This is a genomic window from Hydrogenophaga sp. PML113, assembly GCF_001777155.1.
Taxonomy (GTDB): domain Bacteria; phylum Pseudomonadota; class Gammaproteobacteria; order Burkholderiales; family Burkholderiaceae_C; genus Hydrogenophaga; species Hydrogenophaga borbori.
On the sequence record NZ_MIYM01000002.1, the window covers coordinates 268,222 to 286,499 of the forward strand.

Consider the following 18,278-nt stretch of genomic DNA (forward strand, 5'->3'; position numbering starts at 1 on the left):
GCCAGCAGGCCTCAGCGCACCGCTTGGCGCCTGATTCCCCATACCGCCACCGGTACCGTCAAAAAGTTCACAACCGCGCGGCCGCGGCGATTGGCCTTCGGGAACGCCGTTGTTACAGTCGGTTTCGAGTGGCGTTATTTTGTATTAGATTCTCCGGCTCTGGTTCTACGAGGTGAGGATGGACAAGAAAGCTCAAACGGAACCATCGGCACGGCGCGTGTCCCGTTTGGGTGAATGGCTCGTCCAGGCGGCGCGGGCCTGGCCCGAGCGGCCCGCCCTGGAAACCGCCGACGGTCAGACGCTGACGTACCGCAAACTGCTCGCCCGCGTCGAAGACGGGGCGCGCCGCTGGCGGGCGGCGGGCGTGCGCGGTGGCGAGCGCATCGCCATCGCCGCCACGCGCTCGCCCGAATCCATCGTCCACATCCTCACCGCCGCTCACCTGGACGTGGGCTATGTGCCGCTCGACCTGGCGTACCCCGCCGAACGCCTGGCCGCCATGCTCGATGACGCGCGCCCACGCGCCGTAGTGGGCGAGGCATCGGCCCTGGCCCTGCTGCGCGAACGCGTGGGCGAGCTGCCCACGCTGGAGCGGCCCGCCCCCACCGCTTCGGGCCTGCACGCGGCCGAACCCGACCTGGCCTACGTGCTCTTCACCTCCGGCTCCACCGGCCGGCCCAAGGGCGTGGCCATGGGCGAGCGTCCGCTGCGCCACCTGATCCACTGGCACGTGGCGCACCCGCGCCTGGGCCAGGCCGCGCGCACCCTCCAGTTCGCGCCGCTGTCCTTCGACGTGCACTTCCAGGAGATCTTCTCCACCGTGGCCACGGGCGGTACCCTGGTGCTGGTGCCCGACGCCCAGCGCCGCGATCCGGCCCTGCTGCACCGCGCGCTGATCGACCTGCGCGTGGAACGCCTCTTCGTGCCTTACGTGGCGCTGCAGATGATCGCCGACGCCTCGCGCGACGAGGCGCCGCGCCACCTGCGCGAAGTGGTCAGCGCGGGCGAGCAGCTGCAGGTGAGCCCGGCCATCCGCGCCCTGTTCCAGCGCCTGCCCGGCGCCGAGCTGCACAACCACTACGGCCCCACCGAAAGCCACGTCGTCACCGCGCACGACCTCACCGGCGACCCGGCGCAGTGGCCCGAGATCCCCCCCATCGGCAAGGCCCTGCCGCATGTGCAGGTGGCCCTGCGCGAGGCGCACGACGACGGCGAAGGCTTCACCGTGGGCGAACTGCTGCTCGGCGGTGAAACCCTGGCCAACGGCTACCTGGGTCGCGCCGACCTGAGCGCCGAGCGCTTCCGCACCGACGTCGGCCCCGAGCCCGGCCCCGGTGGCCAGACCTGGTACCTCACCGGCGACCTGGTGCGCCGCGACGAACACGGCGTGCTCACCTACCTGGGCCGCGCGGACCAGCAGGTCAAGGTCGATGGCTTTCGCATCGAGCCCGGCGAGATCGAGCTCGCCCTGATGGCGCACGAGAGCGTGAAGGAAGCCGTGGTGACCGCGCCCGAGCTGCCCGGCGCGGGCCGCCAGCTGGTGGCGCATGTGGTGCTGAACCCCGGCGCGGCCGGCGACGCGGCGAGTCTGTCGCCCCTGTGGCGCCAGCACCTGCGCGCGCGCATGCCCGAGTACATGGTGCCGGTGCGCTACGTGGTGCTCGACCGCCTGCCCGTCACCCCCAGCGGCAAGATCGACCGCCGCAGCCTGCCCCTGCCCGCGATGGACGCGAGCCCGCTGGACGCCAGCGACCCGCTGGCCCTGGCGCGCCGGCTGTGGTGCGAACTGCTGGGGGTCGAACGCATTGCGGACGAGCAAAACATCTTCGACATCGGCGCCAAATCGCTGCTGGTGATGCGCTTCGTCTCGCGGGTGCGCGAGGCGGGCATCACCACCCTCGGCGTGGCCGACGTGTACGACCGCCCCACCCTGGCCGGCATGGCCGCCGCCATGGCGGGCGCGGCCAGCGCGCCGCGCCGCCAGCGCCGCGCTGCCCCGGCCAACGCCGGCGGCGGCATCGCCATCGTGGGCATGGCCGTGCGCGTGCCAGGCTCGCCCGACCTCGAGTCCTTCTGGCAGAACCTGCTGGACGGCCGCGAGGGCATCCGCCATTTCCGCCCGGACGAGCTCGATCCCGCGGTGCCCGAAGAACAGCGCGCGCGCCCGAACTTCGTGCCCGCGCACGGCGCACTGGAGCACGCCGACCGCTTCGACGCCGCGCACTTCGGCGTCTCCGCCCGCGAGGCCGTGCTGCTGGACCCGCAGCAGCGCCTGATGCTGGAGCTCAGCATCAGCGCGCTGGAGCACGCCGGCATCGACCACACGCGCACCAGCGAGCGCGTGGGCGTGTACGCGGGCACCGGCAACAACGCCTATGCGCTCGCGCTGCGCCAGGAGAACCCCGAGCTCATCCGCCAGGTGGGCGAGTTCGCCACCATGCTGGCGAGCGAGAAGGACTACGTCGCCACGCGCATCGCCAACCGCCTCAACCTCAAGGGCCCGGCGCTCAGCATCCACACCGCCTGCTCCACGAGCCTGGTGGCCGTGGCTCAGGCCTGGCACGCGCTGGCCAGCGGGCAGTGCGACATCGCGCTGGCCGGCGGCGCCAACGTGCATGTGCCGCAGGCCACGGGCTACCTGCACGTGGAAGGCGGCATGGAATCGGCCGACGGCCACTGCCGCCCCTTCGACGCCCAGGCCAGCGGCACCGTGTTCGCCAGCGGCGGCGGCATGGTGGTGCTCAAGCGCCTGGACGACGCCGTTGCGGCCGGCGACACCATCTACGCGGTGGTGCGCGGCGTGGGCCTCAACAACGACGGCGGCGACAAGGCCAGCTTCACCGCGCCCAGCGTCACCGGCCAGTTGGAAGCCATCCGCATGGCGCTGGAGCACGCCGGCGTCGACCCGCGCAGCATCGGCTACGTGGAAGCGCACGGCACCGCCACCGCGCTCGGCGACCCGATCGAGATCAGCGCGCTGAGCAAGGCCTGGGCCGAGGACACGCCGGACACGCAGTTCTGCGCCATCGGCTCGGTCAAAAGCAATATCGGCCACCTGGCCGCTGGCGCCGGCGTGGTGGGCCTGGCCAAGGCCGCGCTGGCGCTGCAGCGCGGCGTCATCCCGGCCACGCTGCACTACACCCAGCCCAACCCGCAGATTGATTTCGAGCGCACGCCCTTCCAGGTGGTGGCGCGCAACACGCCCTGGACCGAGGGCCATGGCGACACCCCGCGCCGCGCCGCCGTCAGCTCCTTCGGCGTGGGTGGCACCAACGCGCACGTGGTCATCGAGGCCGCGCCCGCCGCGCCGCCTTCGCCCGGCAACGAGGCCGAAGGCCAGCGCTGGGTGCTGCCGCTGTCCGCCCGCACGGCCGACGAGGCCCTGGCGCGCGCCCACGCCCTGGCCGACCACCTGCAGGCCCATCCCGAGCTGCCGCTGCCCGCCGTGGCCGCCACGCTGATGCGCGGGCGCCGGGCCATGGCGCAGCGCCTGAGCGTGGTCGCGGCCTCCACCGCGCAAGCCGTGGCGGCGCTGCGCGGGCTCAAGTCCCCCACCACCGCGCTGGCCGCGCCGCGCCTGGTCTTCCTGTTCCCTGGCCAGGGCTCGCAGCACCCGGGCATGGCGCGCCAGCTGTTCGACGAGGCCCCGGCCTTCGGCGAGGCCCTGCGGCGCTGCACCGAGGCGCTCAAGCCCCTGCTCGGCGGCACCGACCTGCTGCCCTGGCTGGTTCAGGCCGATCCGGCCGACGAGGCCATCGCGACCCAGTTGGCCGACACCCGCCACGCGCAGCCGGCGCTGTTCGCCATGTCCTACGCGCTGGCCAGCTGGCTCGACAGCCTGGGCCTGAAACCCGCGGCGCTCATCGGCCACAGCATCGGCGAGTACGCCGCCGCCTGCCACGCCGGCGTGATGCCGCTGGACAACGCGCTGGCCGCCGTGGTCGCGCGCGGCCAGGCCATGGCCGACCAGCCCCCCGGCGCCATGCTGGCCGTGCGCCTGGGCGCCGACGAACTGCGCGCGCGCCTGCCCGAAGGCATCGACATCGCCGGCATCAACGCGCCCACGCTCACCGTCGTCGCGGGCCCCTTCGAGGCCATCGAGTCGCTGGCCAAGGCCCTGGAACGCAGCGAGGTGCACTGCACCCGCCTGCGCGTCTCGCACGCCTTCCACAGCGCCAGCATGGACGGCGCGCTGCCGCGCGTGCAAGCCGCGCTCGCCAAGGCCCACCTGGGCGCGCCGCGCCTGCCGGTGTACTCCTGCGTCAGCGGCGCGCCCCTGACCGCCGCCGAGGCCACCGACCCCGCCTACTGGGCGCGCCAGGTGCGCGCGCCCGTGCGTTTCAGCCAGGCCGTGCAGGCCGAGCTCGCCCAGGGCGAGTGCGTCTTCCTGGAAGTCGGCCCCGGCCAGGCGCTGTCCGCGCTGGTGCGCCAGCACCGCGGCGCGCAGAACGCGGCGCCGCGTTGCCTGGCCCTGCTCGGTCCCGCCAACCAGCCCGGCGAGCCCGCCGCGCACGCGCTCGCCACCATCGGCGCGCTGTGGTGCACGGGCGTGGACATCGCCTGGCCCGTGGCCGCGAGCGCGCGCCGCGCGGCCCTGCCCACCTACCCCTTCGGCGGCGAACGCCACTGGTTCACGCGCCGCGCGCCCACCGCCACCCCCACCCTTTCATCGACCGGTGCCCCGGCACCCCAGCAGGCCCCTATTGCCATGAGTCGCATCCCCGCCGTCGAAGCCGAACTGCAACGCATCCTCAGCGATGTCTCGGGCCTGCCCGCCGACGAGATCGCGCCCGAAGCCAGCTTCGTGGACCAGGGCCTGGACTCGCTCTCGCTGACCCAGGCCACGCTGGAGATCGAGCGCGTGTTCGGCGTCAAGCTGCGCTTCCGCCGCCTGCTGGAAGACCTGGACAACACGCACAAGCTGGCGGCCCTGCTCGACGCCGAGATGCCGCCCGAGCGCTTCGCGCCGCCGGCGCCGGCCGCGGTGGCCGCGCCGGCCGTGGCCGATGCCGTCGCCCTGGCCGCACCCATGGCCGCGCCGCAAGCCGTCGCCCTGCCCGCCTTCAACGCCGCCCCGCTGGCCGCCGGCCAGGGCGGTGCGCTGCACACGCTCATCCAGCAGCAGATGCAGCTCATGTCGCAGCAGCTCGCGCTGCTCGCGGGCGCGCCGGTGGCGCCGGCCGCCGTGGCCGCGCCGATGCCCGCGCCGCTCGCCGCACCTGTCAGCGCCGCCGCCAGCGCGGCCGCGCCCGTGGCCCGCGCCAGTGCACCCGCCCCCGCCCCCACCGCCGGGGGCAACACCCCCAGCGCCGACGGCAGCGAGCCCTCCATCAAGGCCCTGGTCGACAAGCCCTTCGGCGCCTCGCCGCGCCTCACGCTGCAGGCCGGGCAGGACTTCACGCCCGCCCAGCACCGCTGGATCGACGACTTCATCGCCAAGTACAACGCGCGCACCGGCAAATCCAAGTCCTTCAGCCAGGACAACCGCAAGGTCATGGCCGACCCGCGCGTGGTCACCGGTTTCAACCCGATGTGGAAAGACCTCGTCTATCCCATCGTGGTCGAGCGCTCCAAGGGCGCGAGCCTGTGGGACCTGGACGGCAACGAGTACATCGACCTGCTCTCCTGCTTCGGCGCCAACATGCTGGGCTACCAGCCCGACTACCTGCTGCAGGCCATGCACCAGCAGCTCGACCGGGGCCTGGAGGTCGGCCCGCAGCACCCGCTGTCGGCCGACGTTGCGCGCCTCATCTCGCAGTTCACCGGCATGGAGCGCGTGGGCTTCTGCAACACCGGCTCCGAGGCCGTGATGGGCGCCATGCGCATCGCGCGCACCGTCACCGGCCGCAAGAAGATCGCCATCTTCAGCAACTCGTACCACGGCATCTTCGACGAGGTCATCGTGCGCGGCACCAAACAGCTGCGCTCGCTGTCGGCCGCGCCGGGCATCCTGGCCAACGCGGTCGAGAACATCCTGGTGCTCGACTGGAACAGCGAGGAATCGCTCAAGGTGCTGCGCGAGCAGGGGCCGCAGCTCGCGGCCATCATGACCGAGCCGATCCAGAACAAGTACCCCAACATCCGCCCGCGCGAATTCGTGCGCTCGCTGCGCGAGATCGCCGACCAGAACGGCTGCGCGCTGATCTTCGACGAGGTCGTCACCGGTTTTCGCGTGGCGCGCGGCGGCGCCCAGGAGTTCTACGGCGTGCGCGCCGACATCGCCACCTTCGGCAAGGTCATCGGCGGCGGCCTGCCCTTCGCGGCCATCGCCGGCAACGCCAACTGGCTGGACGCCCTGGACGGCGGCCACTGGCAGTACGGCGACCACTCCTACCCCGAAGCGGGCGTCACCTACTTCGCCGGCACCTTCGTGCGCCACCCGCTGGCCCTGGCCGCGGCCAAGGCCTCGCTGGAGCACATCGACCGCGCGGGCCCGGCCTTCTACACCGAGATCAACGCGCGCACCCAGCGCATGATCGACCGCCTCAACGCCGGCTTCGCGCAGCGCGGCGCGCCCTGCGACGCGGTGCACTGCGCCTCCATCTGGCGCCTGCACTGGGACGAAGGGCAGAAGAACGTCAGCCTCTTCTACTACCTCATCCGCCACCTGGGCCTGCACGTCTACGAGCAGTTCGGCCACTTCGTGACCGAGGCCATGACGGAGGAGATCACCCACCGCATCGCCGACACCATCCTGAAGGCCCTGGACGAGCTGATGGCCCTGGGCTTCATCACGCGCCGCGACGGCGGCTCGCCCGGCGGCGGCCAGCCCGTGGAGCCCGCGCCCGCGACCACCACCGCCACCGCGGCCCCCACCGAGGCCGCCCTTTCGCCCGGCCAGACCGAGCGCTGGCTGGTCGGCGCCTTCGACGACAACGCGCGCCGCGCGCTCAACGAGTCCTTCTGCGTGAGCCTGCAGGGCGGCGCCGACAAGGCCGCGCTGCGCCAGGCCCTGCAAGACGTGGCGCAGCGCCACGCCGCCTTCCACCTGGCCTTCGACACCAGCGAGCCGCGCCAGAGCCTGCAGCCGTTGAAGCCCGTGGCCATCGCCGAGGTGGACCTGCGCCACGAGGCCGACGCCGAGGCCGCGCTCGACGCCTTCTGCACCCAGGCCAGCCGGCGCGACTTCCCCTTCGACCAGGCCCCGCTGGCCGCCTTCAGCCTGCTCGAGCTGTCCGACGGCCGGGTGGTGGTGCACGTGGTCGCCAGCCACCTGATCTTCGACGGCTGGGCCTCCAGCGTCTTCAACGCCGAGCTCGCCGAGGCCTACCAGGCGCGCCGCCAAGGCATGGCGCCGGCCTTCGCCAAACCCGCCGAGTCGCCGCTGGCCTTCGCCGCCGCCGAGCAGGCGCGCCAGGACAGCGCGCAGGCCCGGGAAGCGCTGGCGTTCTGGACCGACGTGATGCAGCAGCCGCCCCCCCCGGTGAACCTGGGCGACCGCAGCCCGGCCGGGCGCCGCCAGTTCACGGCCGACACCGTGCGCGTGCGCATCGAGGGCGCGCGGCTGGAGCAACTGCGCCAGCGCGCCAAGGCGCGCGGCGCCACCCTGTTCCAGTGGCTGCTCGCCGCCGTCACGCGCCTGATCCAGGAACGCGGCGGCCAGGAGGAGTTCGTCGTCAGCATCCCCTACGCCAGCCAGGCGCTGCAGCGCCATGGCCCGCTCATGGCCGACGGCGTGCTCGACCTGCCGCTGCGACTGTCGTGCTCGCCACAGGACACCGATGAGGCGCTGCTCACGCGCGTGCGCTCGCACCTCATGGATGCCTTGGAGTACCCGGTCATGACGCAGGGCACGCTGGCCCGCGCCCTGGGCCTGCCCAGCCGCGGCGACCGCCCGCCGCTCACCGGCATCTACTTCAACCTCAACCCCAAGGTCGACCTCTCGGGCTACCTGCCGCTGCGCGCCGCCCTGCACGAAGGCCGCAAGCAAGGCCTGCTGGCCGAGCTGTTCTTCAACTTCTACGAGCAGGACGCCGCGCTCACGCTGGACCTGCACCACAGCGCCGAGTTCTTCAGCCTGGAGCGCGCGCAATCCCTGGTGGACGGCCTGCTGGCGCAGATCGACCGGCTCAACGGCGCGCCCGCCATGGCCGCGCCCGCCACGCCGAGGTCGCCCGCCGCGGCGGCGCCGGCCAGCGCCGCCACGCCCACCGTCGACCCGCGCCTGAGCGCCTGGAACCGCGCCACCGACACGCCGTTCGACGTCACCACGCGCGTCGAGGCGTCCATCCGCCAGCAGGCCCAGGCCACGCCCGACGCCATCGCGGTGATCGCGCACGGCGCCCCGCTCACCTACGCGCAGATCGAACAGCGCGCCCGGCGCTTCGGCCAGCTGCTGGCGCAGCGCGGCGTCGGCCCCGGCCACCTGGTGGGCGTGTGCATGGCGCGCGGCCCCGAGCTGGTGCCCGCGCTGCTGGGCATCCTCAAGACCGGCGCCGCCTACGTGCCGCTGGACCCGAACTTCCCCAAGGACCGCCTGAGCTACATGGCCGAGGACGCGGGCCTGCGCCTGGTCATCACCGAATCGGCGCACGCCGCGCTCAGCGGCCTGCCGCGCGAGCAGCAGATCCGCGTCGACGACGACCGGGCCCTGATCGACGCCGCACCCGACACCGAGCCGCCCGCGCCGCAGAACCCCAGCGGCGACGCGCCGATGTACGTGATCTACACCTCCGGCTCCACCGGCAAGCCCAAGGGCGTGGTGGTGCCGCAGCGCGCGGTCAGCAACTTCCTCATGACCATGCGGCGCGAGCCGGGGCTGACGGCCAGCGACCGCCTGCTCGCCGTCACCACCCTGTCCTTCGACATCGCGGTGCTGGAGCTCTACCTGCCCCTGGCCACCGGCGCCTGCACCGTGCTCGCGCAGCGCGAAGAGATCATGGACGGCGAGGTGCTGGGCCGCCTCATCGCCGAGCAGCGCATCAACGTGATGCAGGCCACGCCCACCACCTGGCACATGCTGCTGGACGCCGGCTGGCGCGCGCCCGCGAACTTCCGCGCCCTGTGCGGCGGCGAGCCGCTGCCGCCCTCGCTCGCCGCCCAGCTGCTGGACCAGAAGATCGAACTCTGGAACATGTACGGCCCGACCGAAACCACGGTCTGGTCCACGGTGCAGCGCATCACCGACGCCACGCAGAAGATCAGCATCGGCCACCCCATCGCCAACACCCAGGTCTGGGTGCTCGACGAACAGGGCCGGCCCTGCGGCATCGGCCAGGAAGGCGAGCTGTGCATCGGCGGCACCGGCGTGGCCAACGGCTACTTCAACCGCCCCGAACTCACGGCCGAGCGCTTCGTGGCCGACCCCTTCAGCGCCGTGCCGGGCGCGCGCCTGTACCGCACCGGCGACCTCGCCCGCTGGCTCGACAACGGCACCCTGGAACACCTGGGCCGCCTGGACTTCCAGGTCAAGATCCGCGGCTACCGCATCGAACTCGGCGAAATCGAGGCCCGCCTGGCCGCGCTGCCCGGCGTCGCGCGCACGGTGGTCATGGCGCGCGAGGACACGCCTGGCGACGTGCGCCTGATCGCCTACGCCGTGCCGGCCGCCGGCGCTGCGCCCGAGCCCGCCGCGCTGCGCGAAGCCCTGCGCGGCGGCCTGCCCGACTACATGCTGCCCCAGCAGGTGGTGCTGCTCGACGCCCTACCCCTGCTGCCCAACGGCAAGATCGACCGCAAGGCCCTGCCGCAGCCCGTGGCCATGGCCCCGGCCGCCAGCGGCCCGCTCACCGCCGCCGCCACCGACACCGAGCGCGCCGTGCTGGAGGCCATGCAGGCCGTGCTCAAGCTGCCCGCCATCGGCGCCGACGAAGACTTCTTCGCGCTCGGCGGCCACTCGCTGCTCGCCGCCAAGCTCATGGGCCAGCTCAACAAGGGCCTGGGCCTGCAGCTGAACCTGCGCGTGCTCTTCGAATCGCCCACGGTGCAGAAGCTGGCGCGCGCCATCGACGAGCAGCGCGGCGGCAAGGCCCCGCAGCGCCCGCCGCTGGTGCACCAGCCCGAGCGGCGCCAGGCCCCGCTCACGCTCATGCAGGAGCGCATCCGCTTCATCGAGGAGATGCACCCCGGCCGCGTGGTCTACAACGTGCCCTCGGCCCACCGCCTGCGCGGCCCCATGGACGAAGCCCTGTTCGACCAGGCCTTCCAGGCCATGGTGCGGCGCCAGGCCTCGCTGCGGACCATCGTCGTGCGCGACGGCGACACCTGGGTGCAGCGCACGCTCGACAGCGTGCCCTGCTCGCTGCTGCCCGTCGAAGACCTGAGCCACGTGCCCGAGGCCCGGCGCGAGGAAGCCATGGCCGACCTCGTCGCCACCTGGGTGGCCCAGCCCTTCGCCCTGGACCAGGCCCCGCTGTTCCGCGCGCGGCTCATCCGCATGGACGAGCGCCACCACATCTTCTTCTTCATGACCCACCACGTGGTGTGGGACGGCTGGTCCTTCGACCTGCTGTACGAGAACATGAGCGCGTTCTACTCGGCCCTGCTGGAGAAACGCGAGCCCGTGCTGCCCGCCATGCCGCTGCAGTACGTGGACTTCGCCGCCTGGCACAACGAATGGATGCAGGGCGAAGAAATCGCCAGCCAGCTCGACCACTGGCAGCGCCAGTTCCTCAAGCGCCCCGTACCGGCCGCGCTGACCGACCTGCCGCGCCTGCCCGGCGCGCAGCGCGTGGGCAGCACCGAGTACATGCGCATCGAATCCGCCCACGCCGAGCGCGTGCGCGAGGTCGCCAAGCAGACCGGCTCCACGCTGAGCATCGTCGCCCTCGCCGTGTACGCGGTGCTGGCCTCGCAGCTGCTGCACGACCCCGAGCCCACCATCGGCGTGCCGGTGCGCGGCCGCCCGCACCCGGACCTGGAGCCCATCATGGGCTTCTTCAACAACATGCTGCCGGTGCGCTTGGCCGTGCGGCCCGAGATGAGCTGGCTGGAGTGGATCAAGCACGTGCGCGCCACCATGGTGGACGCCTTCGCCAACCAGGACGTGCCCTTCGAGCGCCTGTCCGCCGCGCTGGAGACCGCCCAGCCCGGCCAGCACGGCCGCCTCTACCAGGCCCTGTTCACCTTCCAGGACGCGCGCGCGCGTCCCGCCAACTGGGGCCCGCTCACGCATGAGCGCACGCGCTTCAAACACCGCGGCGCCACCGAGGACCTGAACTTCTGGCTGGTGGAAATCCCCAGCGGCATCGAAGGCGGCATCCAGTACGACACCCAACTCTTCCTGCCCAGCACCGCGCAGTTGCTGCGCGAGCGCTTCCTGGCCACGCTGATGGGCCTGGCCGACAACCCGAACCGCCGCGTGGCCGACGCCCTGCTGCCCGGCGCCGCCGAGCTCGAGCGCCTGCGCGCGCTCGACGCCGCGCCGGTGGCCGGCCACGACCTGCTCAAGGCCCTGGCCCGCACCGACGGCGCGCCGCTGCTGCGCCACGGCGCCAGCGCCCTGGACGGCGCCGCGCTGCAGGCCCGCGTGGCCGCCGCGCGCGAGCGGCTGGGCACCGGCAGCGGGGCCGTGGAGATCGCATCCACCGACCCCGTCGAGGCCCTGGCCAGCGCCCTCGCCGCCTTCGGTGCGAACCGCGCGCTGCGCTGGCCCGGCGGCGCCGACACCGACGCCCGCCGCTGGAGCGACACCGTGGAAGCCCTGGCCGCCCAGGTGCAACTGCTGCCCGGCGACCGCCTCGTCGCCCACGGCGGCCACCCCGGCCTGCGGCTGGCCCTGCTGGGCCTGGCGCTGCGCCACGGCGTGGAGCTGGTGCTGGCCGACGACCCCGGCGCACCCGAGGCCGTGGAGGCCCTGCACGCCGACAACACCGCCCTGGTCTTTGCCGACGCCAACGGCTGGGCCACGCTGCTGCAGGCCAACGCCGGGCGCGCGCTCTCGCTCATCGCCGCACTGGACGTGCGCGAGGCCAGCCCCGAAGGCATGCAGGCCCTGGCCGACACCCAGGCCAGCGCGCTCAACCTGGCCCTGGACCCCGCCACCGGCCTGCCCCTGGCCATGGGCTGGGCGCACGGCCCGGCCGACCACAACAGCTTCGGCAAGCCGCTGCTGCCCGACAGCCTGCGCATCGGCGACGCGGCCGAGCGGCCCGCCGCCATCGGCGTGGCCGCGCCGCTGTGGGCGCGCGGCGCCGACGGCACCTGGCGCGCCACCGGCACGCTCGCGCGCTGGCGCTCCGACGGCGTGCTGCAGGCCATCGGCGAAGACGGCGCGCACGCCGTGATCGCCGGCCAGCGCCTGGCGCTCGACGCCATCGAACAGGACATCGCCCAGCTGCCCCTGGTGGCCCGCGCCGCCGCCGCGCTGCAGATCGGCCCGCAAGGCGAACGCCGCCTGCTGCTGGGCCTGGAGCCCGACACCGGCCTGCAGGACGCCGGCCTGGACGCCCTGCTGCAGCGCGTGGACCAGCGCCTGGCCCAGCACCTGCCCGCCGCCGCGCGCGCCCACCTGCAGGTGCTGTGCTGCGAACGCCTGGCCACCACCGCCGAGGGCCGCTTCGCGCCCACCGCCTCGCGCCTGCGCCGCCGCGACAGCGCCGCCTCGGCCGCCGACCACTTCCAGGGCACGGCCACCGAGCGCGAGATCTTCCTCGTCTGGAGCGAACTGCTGGGCACCACCGCCATCCGCCGCAACGACAACTTCTTCGACCTCGGCGGCACCTCGCTGAGCGCCATGCAGGCGGTCCAGAAGCTGGAGAAGCGCGTGGGCAAACAGGTGAGCCCGCGCCGCTACGTCTCGGAAACCCTGGCCCAGCTCGCCGCCGCCTACGACGGCCAGGCGGCCGGCGCCACCACCGCCCCCGACACCGATGCCCCGTCCCTCCCGCCGAAGAACGGTGGCGGCCTGATGTCGCGCCTGCGTCGCCTGGTGCAAGGCGCCTGAAGCGGTGAACAGCCAAGCCTGTTACCGTCGCCATCCATGACGATCTCGATCCGGCACTTCGGCCACTGGGACCGGCCGATGGTGGGCATTCACATGGCGGCCGACGGCGGCGCCAGGCCGCGCGCGCGCTTCCTGCTCTGCCGCCCCCTGGGCCAGGAAGCCGTGCGCAGCTCGGCCGTCTTCCGCGTGGCTGGCGAACGGCTCTCGCGCGAGGGCGTGGAATCCCTGCGCTTCGACTACCACGGCACCGGCGACTCGCCCGGCGACGAGGGCGCGCAGTCGCTGGACGACTGGGTGCGCGACACCCTGGCCGCGCACGAGCAGCTCCTGGGCGAGGGTGCCAGCGGCGGCGAGCCGCCCGTGCACTGGTTCGGCATGGGCCTGGGCGCCGTCATCGCCCTGCGCGCCGCGCTGCTGGCCAAGCACCCGCCGCGCCACCTGGTGCTGTGGGAGCCGGTGTTCAACGGCCCGGGCTACCTGCAGGCCCTGATCGCCGGCCACAAGGCCGAGCTGGCCATGATGTTCGCCCAGCCCTGGGAACAGATCGCGGCCAGCGGCAAGGTGGCCGAACCCACGCTGCCCGGCGACGTGCTGGGCTTTCACTTCGGCGAGCGCCTGGTCGCCGACCTGTGCGCCCTGCCCGACCTGAACGTGCTGCCCGCGCTGCGCCGCGGCCTGCGCATCACCTGCGCCGTGCGCGGCGACCAGCCCCACCCGCTGGCCGCCCACGCCGGCCTGTCGGCCCTGAAGCTGCACACCGTGGAGCACCCCACCGACTGGATGTCCAGCCAGGCCATGGGCACCGCCATCGCGCCGCCCGACATCCCGCGCGTGCTGCTCGCCACCCTCGATTGACCCGCATGCAGGAGCAGACCCGAACCGTCGGCGCCGAAGGCCACCTCGTCGCCACCTTCACCCCCGCCCAGGGCGCGCCCGGCGCGGCACCGCCCGTGGTGGCCGTGCTCAGCAACTCCGGCGTCATCCCGCGCGGCGGGCCGCACCGCATCAACGTGCTGCTGGCGCGCGAGTTCGCCGCCATGGGCATCCCCTCGGTGCGCTTCGACATGAGCGGCCTGGGCGACAGCCAGCGCAGCGACAGCACCCGCTCCGTCACCGAGCAATGGGTGGCCGACACGCGCGAGGTGATGGACGCCGCCCAGGCCCAATTCGGCTGCGCGCGCTTCGTGATGGTGGGCCTGTGCTCGGGCGCCATCATCGGCCACCTGGTGGCGCTGGAAGACCCACGCATGCGCGCCGTGCTGCTGTGGGACATGTACGCCTACCCCACGCTGCAGTCGCGCCTGCGCAAGCTGGCCTTCAAGATCGGCCGCGCCGGGCTCCTGGGCTCGGCGCAGAAGGCCGGCGTGATGCTGCTGCGAAAACTGCGCCTGATGCCGCCCGACGACGCGCCGGCCAAGCCCAAGGGCGAGATGTCGGTGTCGCCGCCGAAGGACGAATTCATGGGCCGCGTCGACCGGCTCACCAACCAGGGCGTGGAACTGCTGTTCGCCTACTGCGGCGGGCAACCCGAGTGGTTCAACCACCGCGGCCAGTTCGCCGCCATGTTCGCGGGGCAAGCCTGGCTGCCCAAGGTGTCCTTCGAACTGCTGGAAACCACCGACCACCTGATCACCAGCGGGCCGGCCAAACGGGCGTTCATCGACATGACGACGGGGTGGGTGCGGGAGCGGGTGGTGCCGGGGGCGGGCCGTCACTCATAGTGCGTCCAAAGGCGAAGAACGCGCACCACCCGCTCCTTCGCAAACACCTCGTAGACCAGCCGGTTGTGGATATTGATCCGCCGGGAGTAGGCTCCGGCGAGGTCTCCCACCAGCTTCTCGAAGGCCGGCGGATTCTTGAACGGATTCGCCTCGAGAATCGCCAGCAGTTCTTCGACTTTCGGTTTGAGCCCGGCCGCCTTGACCTTCTTCGCGTCCTTCAGGGCCTGCTTCGAGTAGGCCAGCTCCCACTTCACCATTTCAGCGCACGGGCACTCTTCGACAGCGGCTCGGCCATGGCCTTGCGGATGGACTCCCGCATCCCGGGCACCGACAGCAGGTGCATCGTTTCCTGGATCGCAGCCCAGTCTTCGGCCGACACCAGGACGGCGGAAGCGTTCTTCCCCGCGATGACGATGGGTTGGTGGGACTCCGTCGCCTGGTCGATGAGGCGGTAGAGGTTGGCGCGCGCGGCGGATGCGGTGAGGACGTTCATGGGGACTCCAGCAAGACGAAAAGCGTACGTTTTTACGCACGCTAAGTCAAGCACCCCTGAACGCCACAGGCCTTCGTGGTGGTGATCGCCGGGTAGGCGAGAGAGTGAGTCGTGTGTGGGGGCGGGATCACCTCGCGCGCTTGACGCAGGCCGCCAACGCACCACCGCCCCGGTCACGACACGGCCTCTGCGGGGCCAATTCGTCGGAAACGCTTCCGTCGATCATGACGATTCCCTGAAGGATCACTCCCTCGTAGCCGCCAACAGCGGGACTTCAAAGCGCTGCCATCGGCACATCAAGGTCCCGCCCTACATCGAGCCCAACAATGGTTGCGTGCCAATAGCTGGCACGCCACGTCCGACGTCCATTCAGGAGGAACCATGCACATCGCTCTCGCCAATGACCTGCCAAAAGCCATCAGGCTCAACGAACGACCTCAACTGTCCATGCGGGTACTGCACACGTCGGAACAACGCCTGTCTATTGCTGAACTGCGCCGGCTCTCACCTGTCGGCGTCGAGGACGACCTGGGCCTTGGTCTTTCGCCGTTCGAAAACGTGCGCGACCAGATTGGCACCGTCTTGGCCTATGAGCGCGATCGCCGTCTCGTGGCCACCCTGCGCTTTGTGCCGAGTGGGCACGGCATGACAGGACTCGAACGTCTGCTTTATCGAGCGGCATTGCCAAAGGACATCGTCACCCCACACAGCTGCGAAGTGGGCCGGGTCGTGGTGGCGCCGGAGGATCGGCATCCCGATATGTTGGGGCAATGCTTCTCGCTCGCCCTGGTGGAGATCACCCGAATGCGCCCGGTCAAACAGTTCTATGCCATCGCCACGCCACTTGTGGCGCGGCTATGGAGGCGCTACGGCATGCAGGTGGCCGCTACGATCCATGGCGTCAGCGGAACGGAATACAAAGTTGTTCAGGGGCGCGCCGTTGACGTGGCAAAGGCTCTCAAGCTGCCCAAGAACCTGCTGATGCCCGGGCCTTCTCCGGCAGCTTCTCGGGCCCACGTCGCAGCGGCTTCGCGTCGGGCCATGCCGATCGGCTGAACGCGCGCAAGGGGCCACGGAAGAAACACCCTGAGGGTATGCACCCTCCGCGGCCTCTACCGTTTCGGGCCACAAAGGGGAAACACATGCGCGCCTTGGTCCTGCGTCTCTCGGAAGGCTATCGCTCCTATCACGACACCAACCAGTCGCTGCTTGAATGGATCGGCTTGGTTGGTGCGATCGCCTTCCCGCTTCTGTATGCGCTGCGGTTCACGGGCAAGATGCCACCCCTCTACGACGATTTCGCTCTTCGTGCGGTGGCCACCAGTAGCTGCATCCTGCTGGCGTTGCGCCGATGGTGGCCCGAGCGCTGGCGGCGGTGCTACCACCCTTTCTCCTACGGCACCGTCCTCTATTGCCTGGCCTTCATGCTGCCGCTAACGCTGCTGCACAACCAGGCCACCGCACCTTCGGCGGTCAACATGGTAGTCAGCGTGGTGCTCATCGTTCTGCTGACGGACTGGCGCAACACCTTGGTGATGCTGGCATTCGGCTATGCGTTGAGTTTCATGGCGTACTGGTTCACGGCGACCGACCCACGCTGGCCTGTGGACTTTCTGCTGTGGTGGTTCCCCGTGTGCGGCGTGCTGGTCGCTGGGGGCGGCATCGGCAAGCACGTGGAGAAACGTGCCGAACTGGAGCGCTTGCGGCGCGTGTATGCCGGACTCGCCGGCTCCATCGCCCACGAGGTGCGAACGCCATTGGCCCAGATCCAGCATGCCATCAACCAAGCCGTAGCGCGGCTACCCCCCACATCCGACGCTGCGCAATTGCTGATGCAGGGACAGCGAGCGGTTCGCCGAGGCTTGCAGGCCGTATCGATCACGCTCCAGCAGATCAATGGCAGGCCTTTGAATGCCAGCGAATTCATCCCGTTGTCGGCGGCCAGGTGCGTGAGCGAGACCCTGAATTCGTACGCCCATGAATCGGCAGAGTCCCGCGAAAGGGTTCGCCTTCAGGTCGACGAGGACTTCTGTTTTCTGGGAGATCAGACCGCATTCGAACTGGTGCTATTCAATCTGCTCAAGAACGCCTTGTACTACCTGCCGGTGCATCCGGGCCTGGAGGTGCGGGTCCGGATCGGGCGCCAACCCCAGCCCTGCGTCGTTGTGCGCGACACAGGCCCTGGCATCGCCCCGTCGCTTCTGCCTCACCTGTTCGGTGAGTTCGAGACCCTTGGCAAGGCCAATGGCACGGGCCTCGGTCTGGCCTTTTGCCGACGCGTGATGAGCGAATTCGGTGGGACGATCGAATGTCGCTCTGAACTGGGCAGCTTTACCGAGTTCACACTGTCGTTTCCAGCGCTCAAGGCCACGCATGCCACAAGGCCGCAGCCACCAGAAGCGACGTCCTGCGTTCTGAGCGGACGCACGATGTTGGTGGTCGATGACCAGGCATTGAATCGGTCGGTCGCAGAGGCCTTGCTCAGGGAAAAAGGGGCGAAGGTTTTGCAGGCCGAGCACGGCGAACAGGCCTTAGACCTGCTGAGGGGCGGCTGTCTGCCAGACGCGATTCTCATGGACGTGAACATGCCTGGACTGGACGGTCTGGCCACCACCCGCTGCTTGCGCACCCTCGCGGGCGCGGCCGGCCGGGTACCCGTTCTAGCGGTTACCGCGAACGACTCGCCCGCTCAAGAGGCCGCTGCCCGTGAAGCGGGCATGCAGGCCATGCTGGGCAAGCCACTCGACCCATTGGCACTGGAGCGCGAATTCAAGAAGGTGCTCGGCGACGAGGCACTCTTTCCGACCAATCGATCACCGGCGTTGCTCAACACGCAGAGGCTGGCTGATTTTCGTCGCCTGGGTTTGATCGACGAGCTCCTGCCCGAGGGTTTGGCCCGAATTCGCTGCCACTTGGACACGCTGCGGGCTGCGATCGCCCGCAATGACGGCACTGCTGAACTGCAGGCTCTGCATAGTCTTCTTGGCCTCACGGGTGAAGTCGGCGCGCAGGCCTTGCAAGCACGGGTTCGGCACCACTATGAGCTGCGGTTGAAGCACCAGGCAATCGGCGCCACCCTTGCTGATGTGACAGTCTTGGAAAACCTGCTGCTCGCTACCGAGCGAGCCTTGACGGAAGGCTAAGGCTTGCAAGCGCGACAGACGATTGTGCCGAACTGAAC

The 18,278-nt window shown here is 71.1% G+C and carries 7 protein-coding genes; 5 read left to right on the plus strand and 2 right to left on the minus strand.

Translation table 11 applies throughout. The features are described 5' to 3' along the window. The first annotated feature begins 217 nt into the window (after nucleotides 1-217). From BHU06_RS04855 to BHU06_RS04865, 3 genes are read left to right on the plus strand one after another with little or no spacing between them, the layout of a single operon-like run. Complete coding sequence (locus tag BHU06_RS04855) at nucleotides 218-12,883, plus strand: non-ribosomal peptide synthetase/type I polyketide synthase (protein WP_175442795.1); 12,666 nt, start codon at nucleotides 218-220, stop codon at nucleotides 12,881-12,883. Between the two features lie 36 nt (nucleotides 12,884-12,919). Continuing rightward, nucleotides 12,920-13,738 (plus strand): alpha/beta hydrolase, encoded by an 819-nt coding sequence (locus tag BHU06_RS04860; RefSeq protein WP_070398013.1) that lies wholly within the window; start codon nucleotides 12,920-12,922, stop codon nucleotides 13,736-13,738. A gap of 5 nt (nucleotides 13,739-13,743) precedes the next feature. After that, nucleotides 13,744-14,604, plus strand: a complete 861-nt coding sequence (locus BHU06_RS04865; RefSeq protein ID WP_070398014.1) for an alpha/beta hydrolase — start codon at nucleotides 13,744-13,746, stop codon at nucleotides 14,602-14,604. Here the strand turns inward: BHU06_RS04865 and BHU06_RS04870 are convergent. Together BHU06_RS04870 and BHU06_RS04875 are read right to left on the minus strand one after the other, a co-directional pair. Further along, nucleotides 14,595-14,858 carry a Txe/YoeB family addiction module toxin gene (locus BHU06_RS04870; protein WP_070398253.1) on the minus strand — a complete coding sequence of 88 codons (264 nt, stop codon included), beginning with the start codon at nucleotides 14,856-14,858 and terminating at the stop codon, nucleotides 14,595-14,597. The two genes, BHU06_RS04865 and BHU06_RS04870, sit on opposite strands and share 10 nt — an antisense overlap. Further along, the gene (locus BHU06_RS04875) at nucleotides 14,855-15,097 is read right to left on the minus strand and encodes a type II toxin-antitoxin system Phd/YefM family antitoxin (RefSeq protein ID WP_070398015.1); all 243 of its coding nucleotides are present in this window, start codon (nucleotides 15,095-15,097) and stop codon (nucleotides 14,855-14,857) included. Before BHU06_RS04875 ends, BHU06_RS04870 begins: the two co-directional genes overlap by 4 nt. Before the next feature lie 381 nt (nucleotides 15,098-15,478). Between BHU06_RS04875 and BHU06_RS22365 the strand changes: the two genes are divergently transcribed. Then, entirely contained in the window at nucleotides 15,479-16,153 is a 675-nt protein-coding gene (locus tag BHU06_RS22365; protein ID WP_139146953.1) for a hypothetical protein, read from the plus strand. An 86-nt stretch (nucleotides 16,154-16,239) separates the two neighbouring features. Further along, the gene (locus BHU06_RS04890; protein WP_070398018.1) at nucleotides 16,240-18,240 is read left to right on the plus strand and encodes an ATP-binding protein; all 2,001 of its coding nucleotides are present in this window, start codon (nucleotides 16,240-16,242) and stop codon (nucleotides 18,238-18,240) included. Nucleotides 18,241-18,278 lie beyond the last annotated feature (38 nt).

Coding starts and splice junctions, on each gene's coding strand:
- BHU06_RS22365 (WP_139146953.1), top strand. CDS start 15,479: ATGCACATCGCTCTCGCCAATGACCTGCCAAAAGCCATCAGGCTCAAC.
- BHU06_RS04875 (WP_070398015.1), bottom strand. CDS start 15,097: ATGAACGTCCTCACCGCATCCGCCGCGCGCGCCAACCTCTACCGCCTC.
- BHU06_RS04860 (WP_070398013.1), top strand. CDS start 12,920: ATGACGATCTCGATCCGGCACTTCGGCCACTGGGACCGGCCGATGGTG.
- BHU06_RS04865 (WP_070398014.1), top strand. CDS start 13,744: ATGCAGGAGCAGACCCGAACCGTCGGCGCCGAAGGCCACCTCGTCGCC.
- BHU06_RS04890 (WP_070398018.1), top strand. CDS start 16,240: ATGCGCGCCTTGGTCCTGCGTCTCTCGGAAGGCTATCGCTCCTATCAC.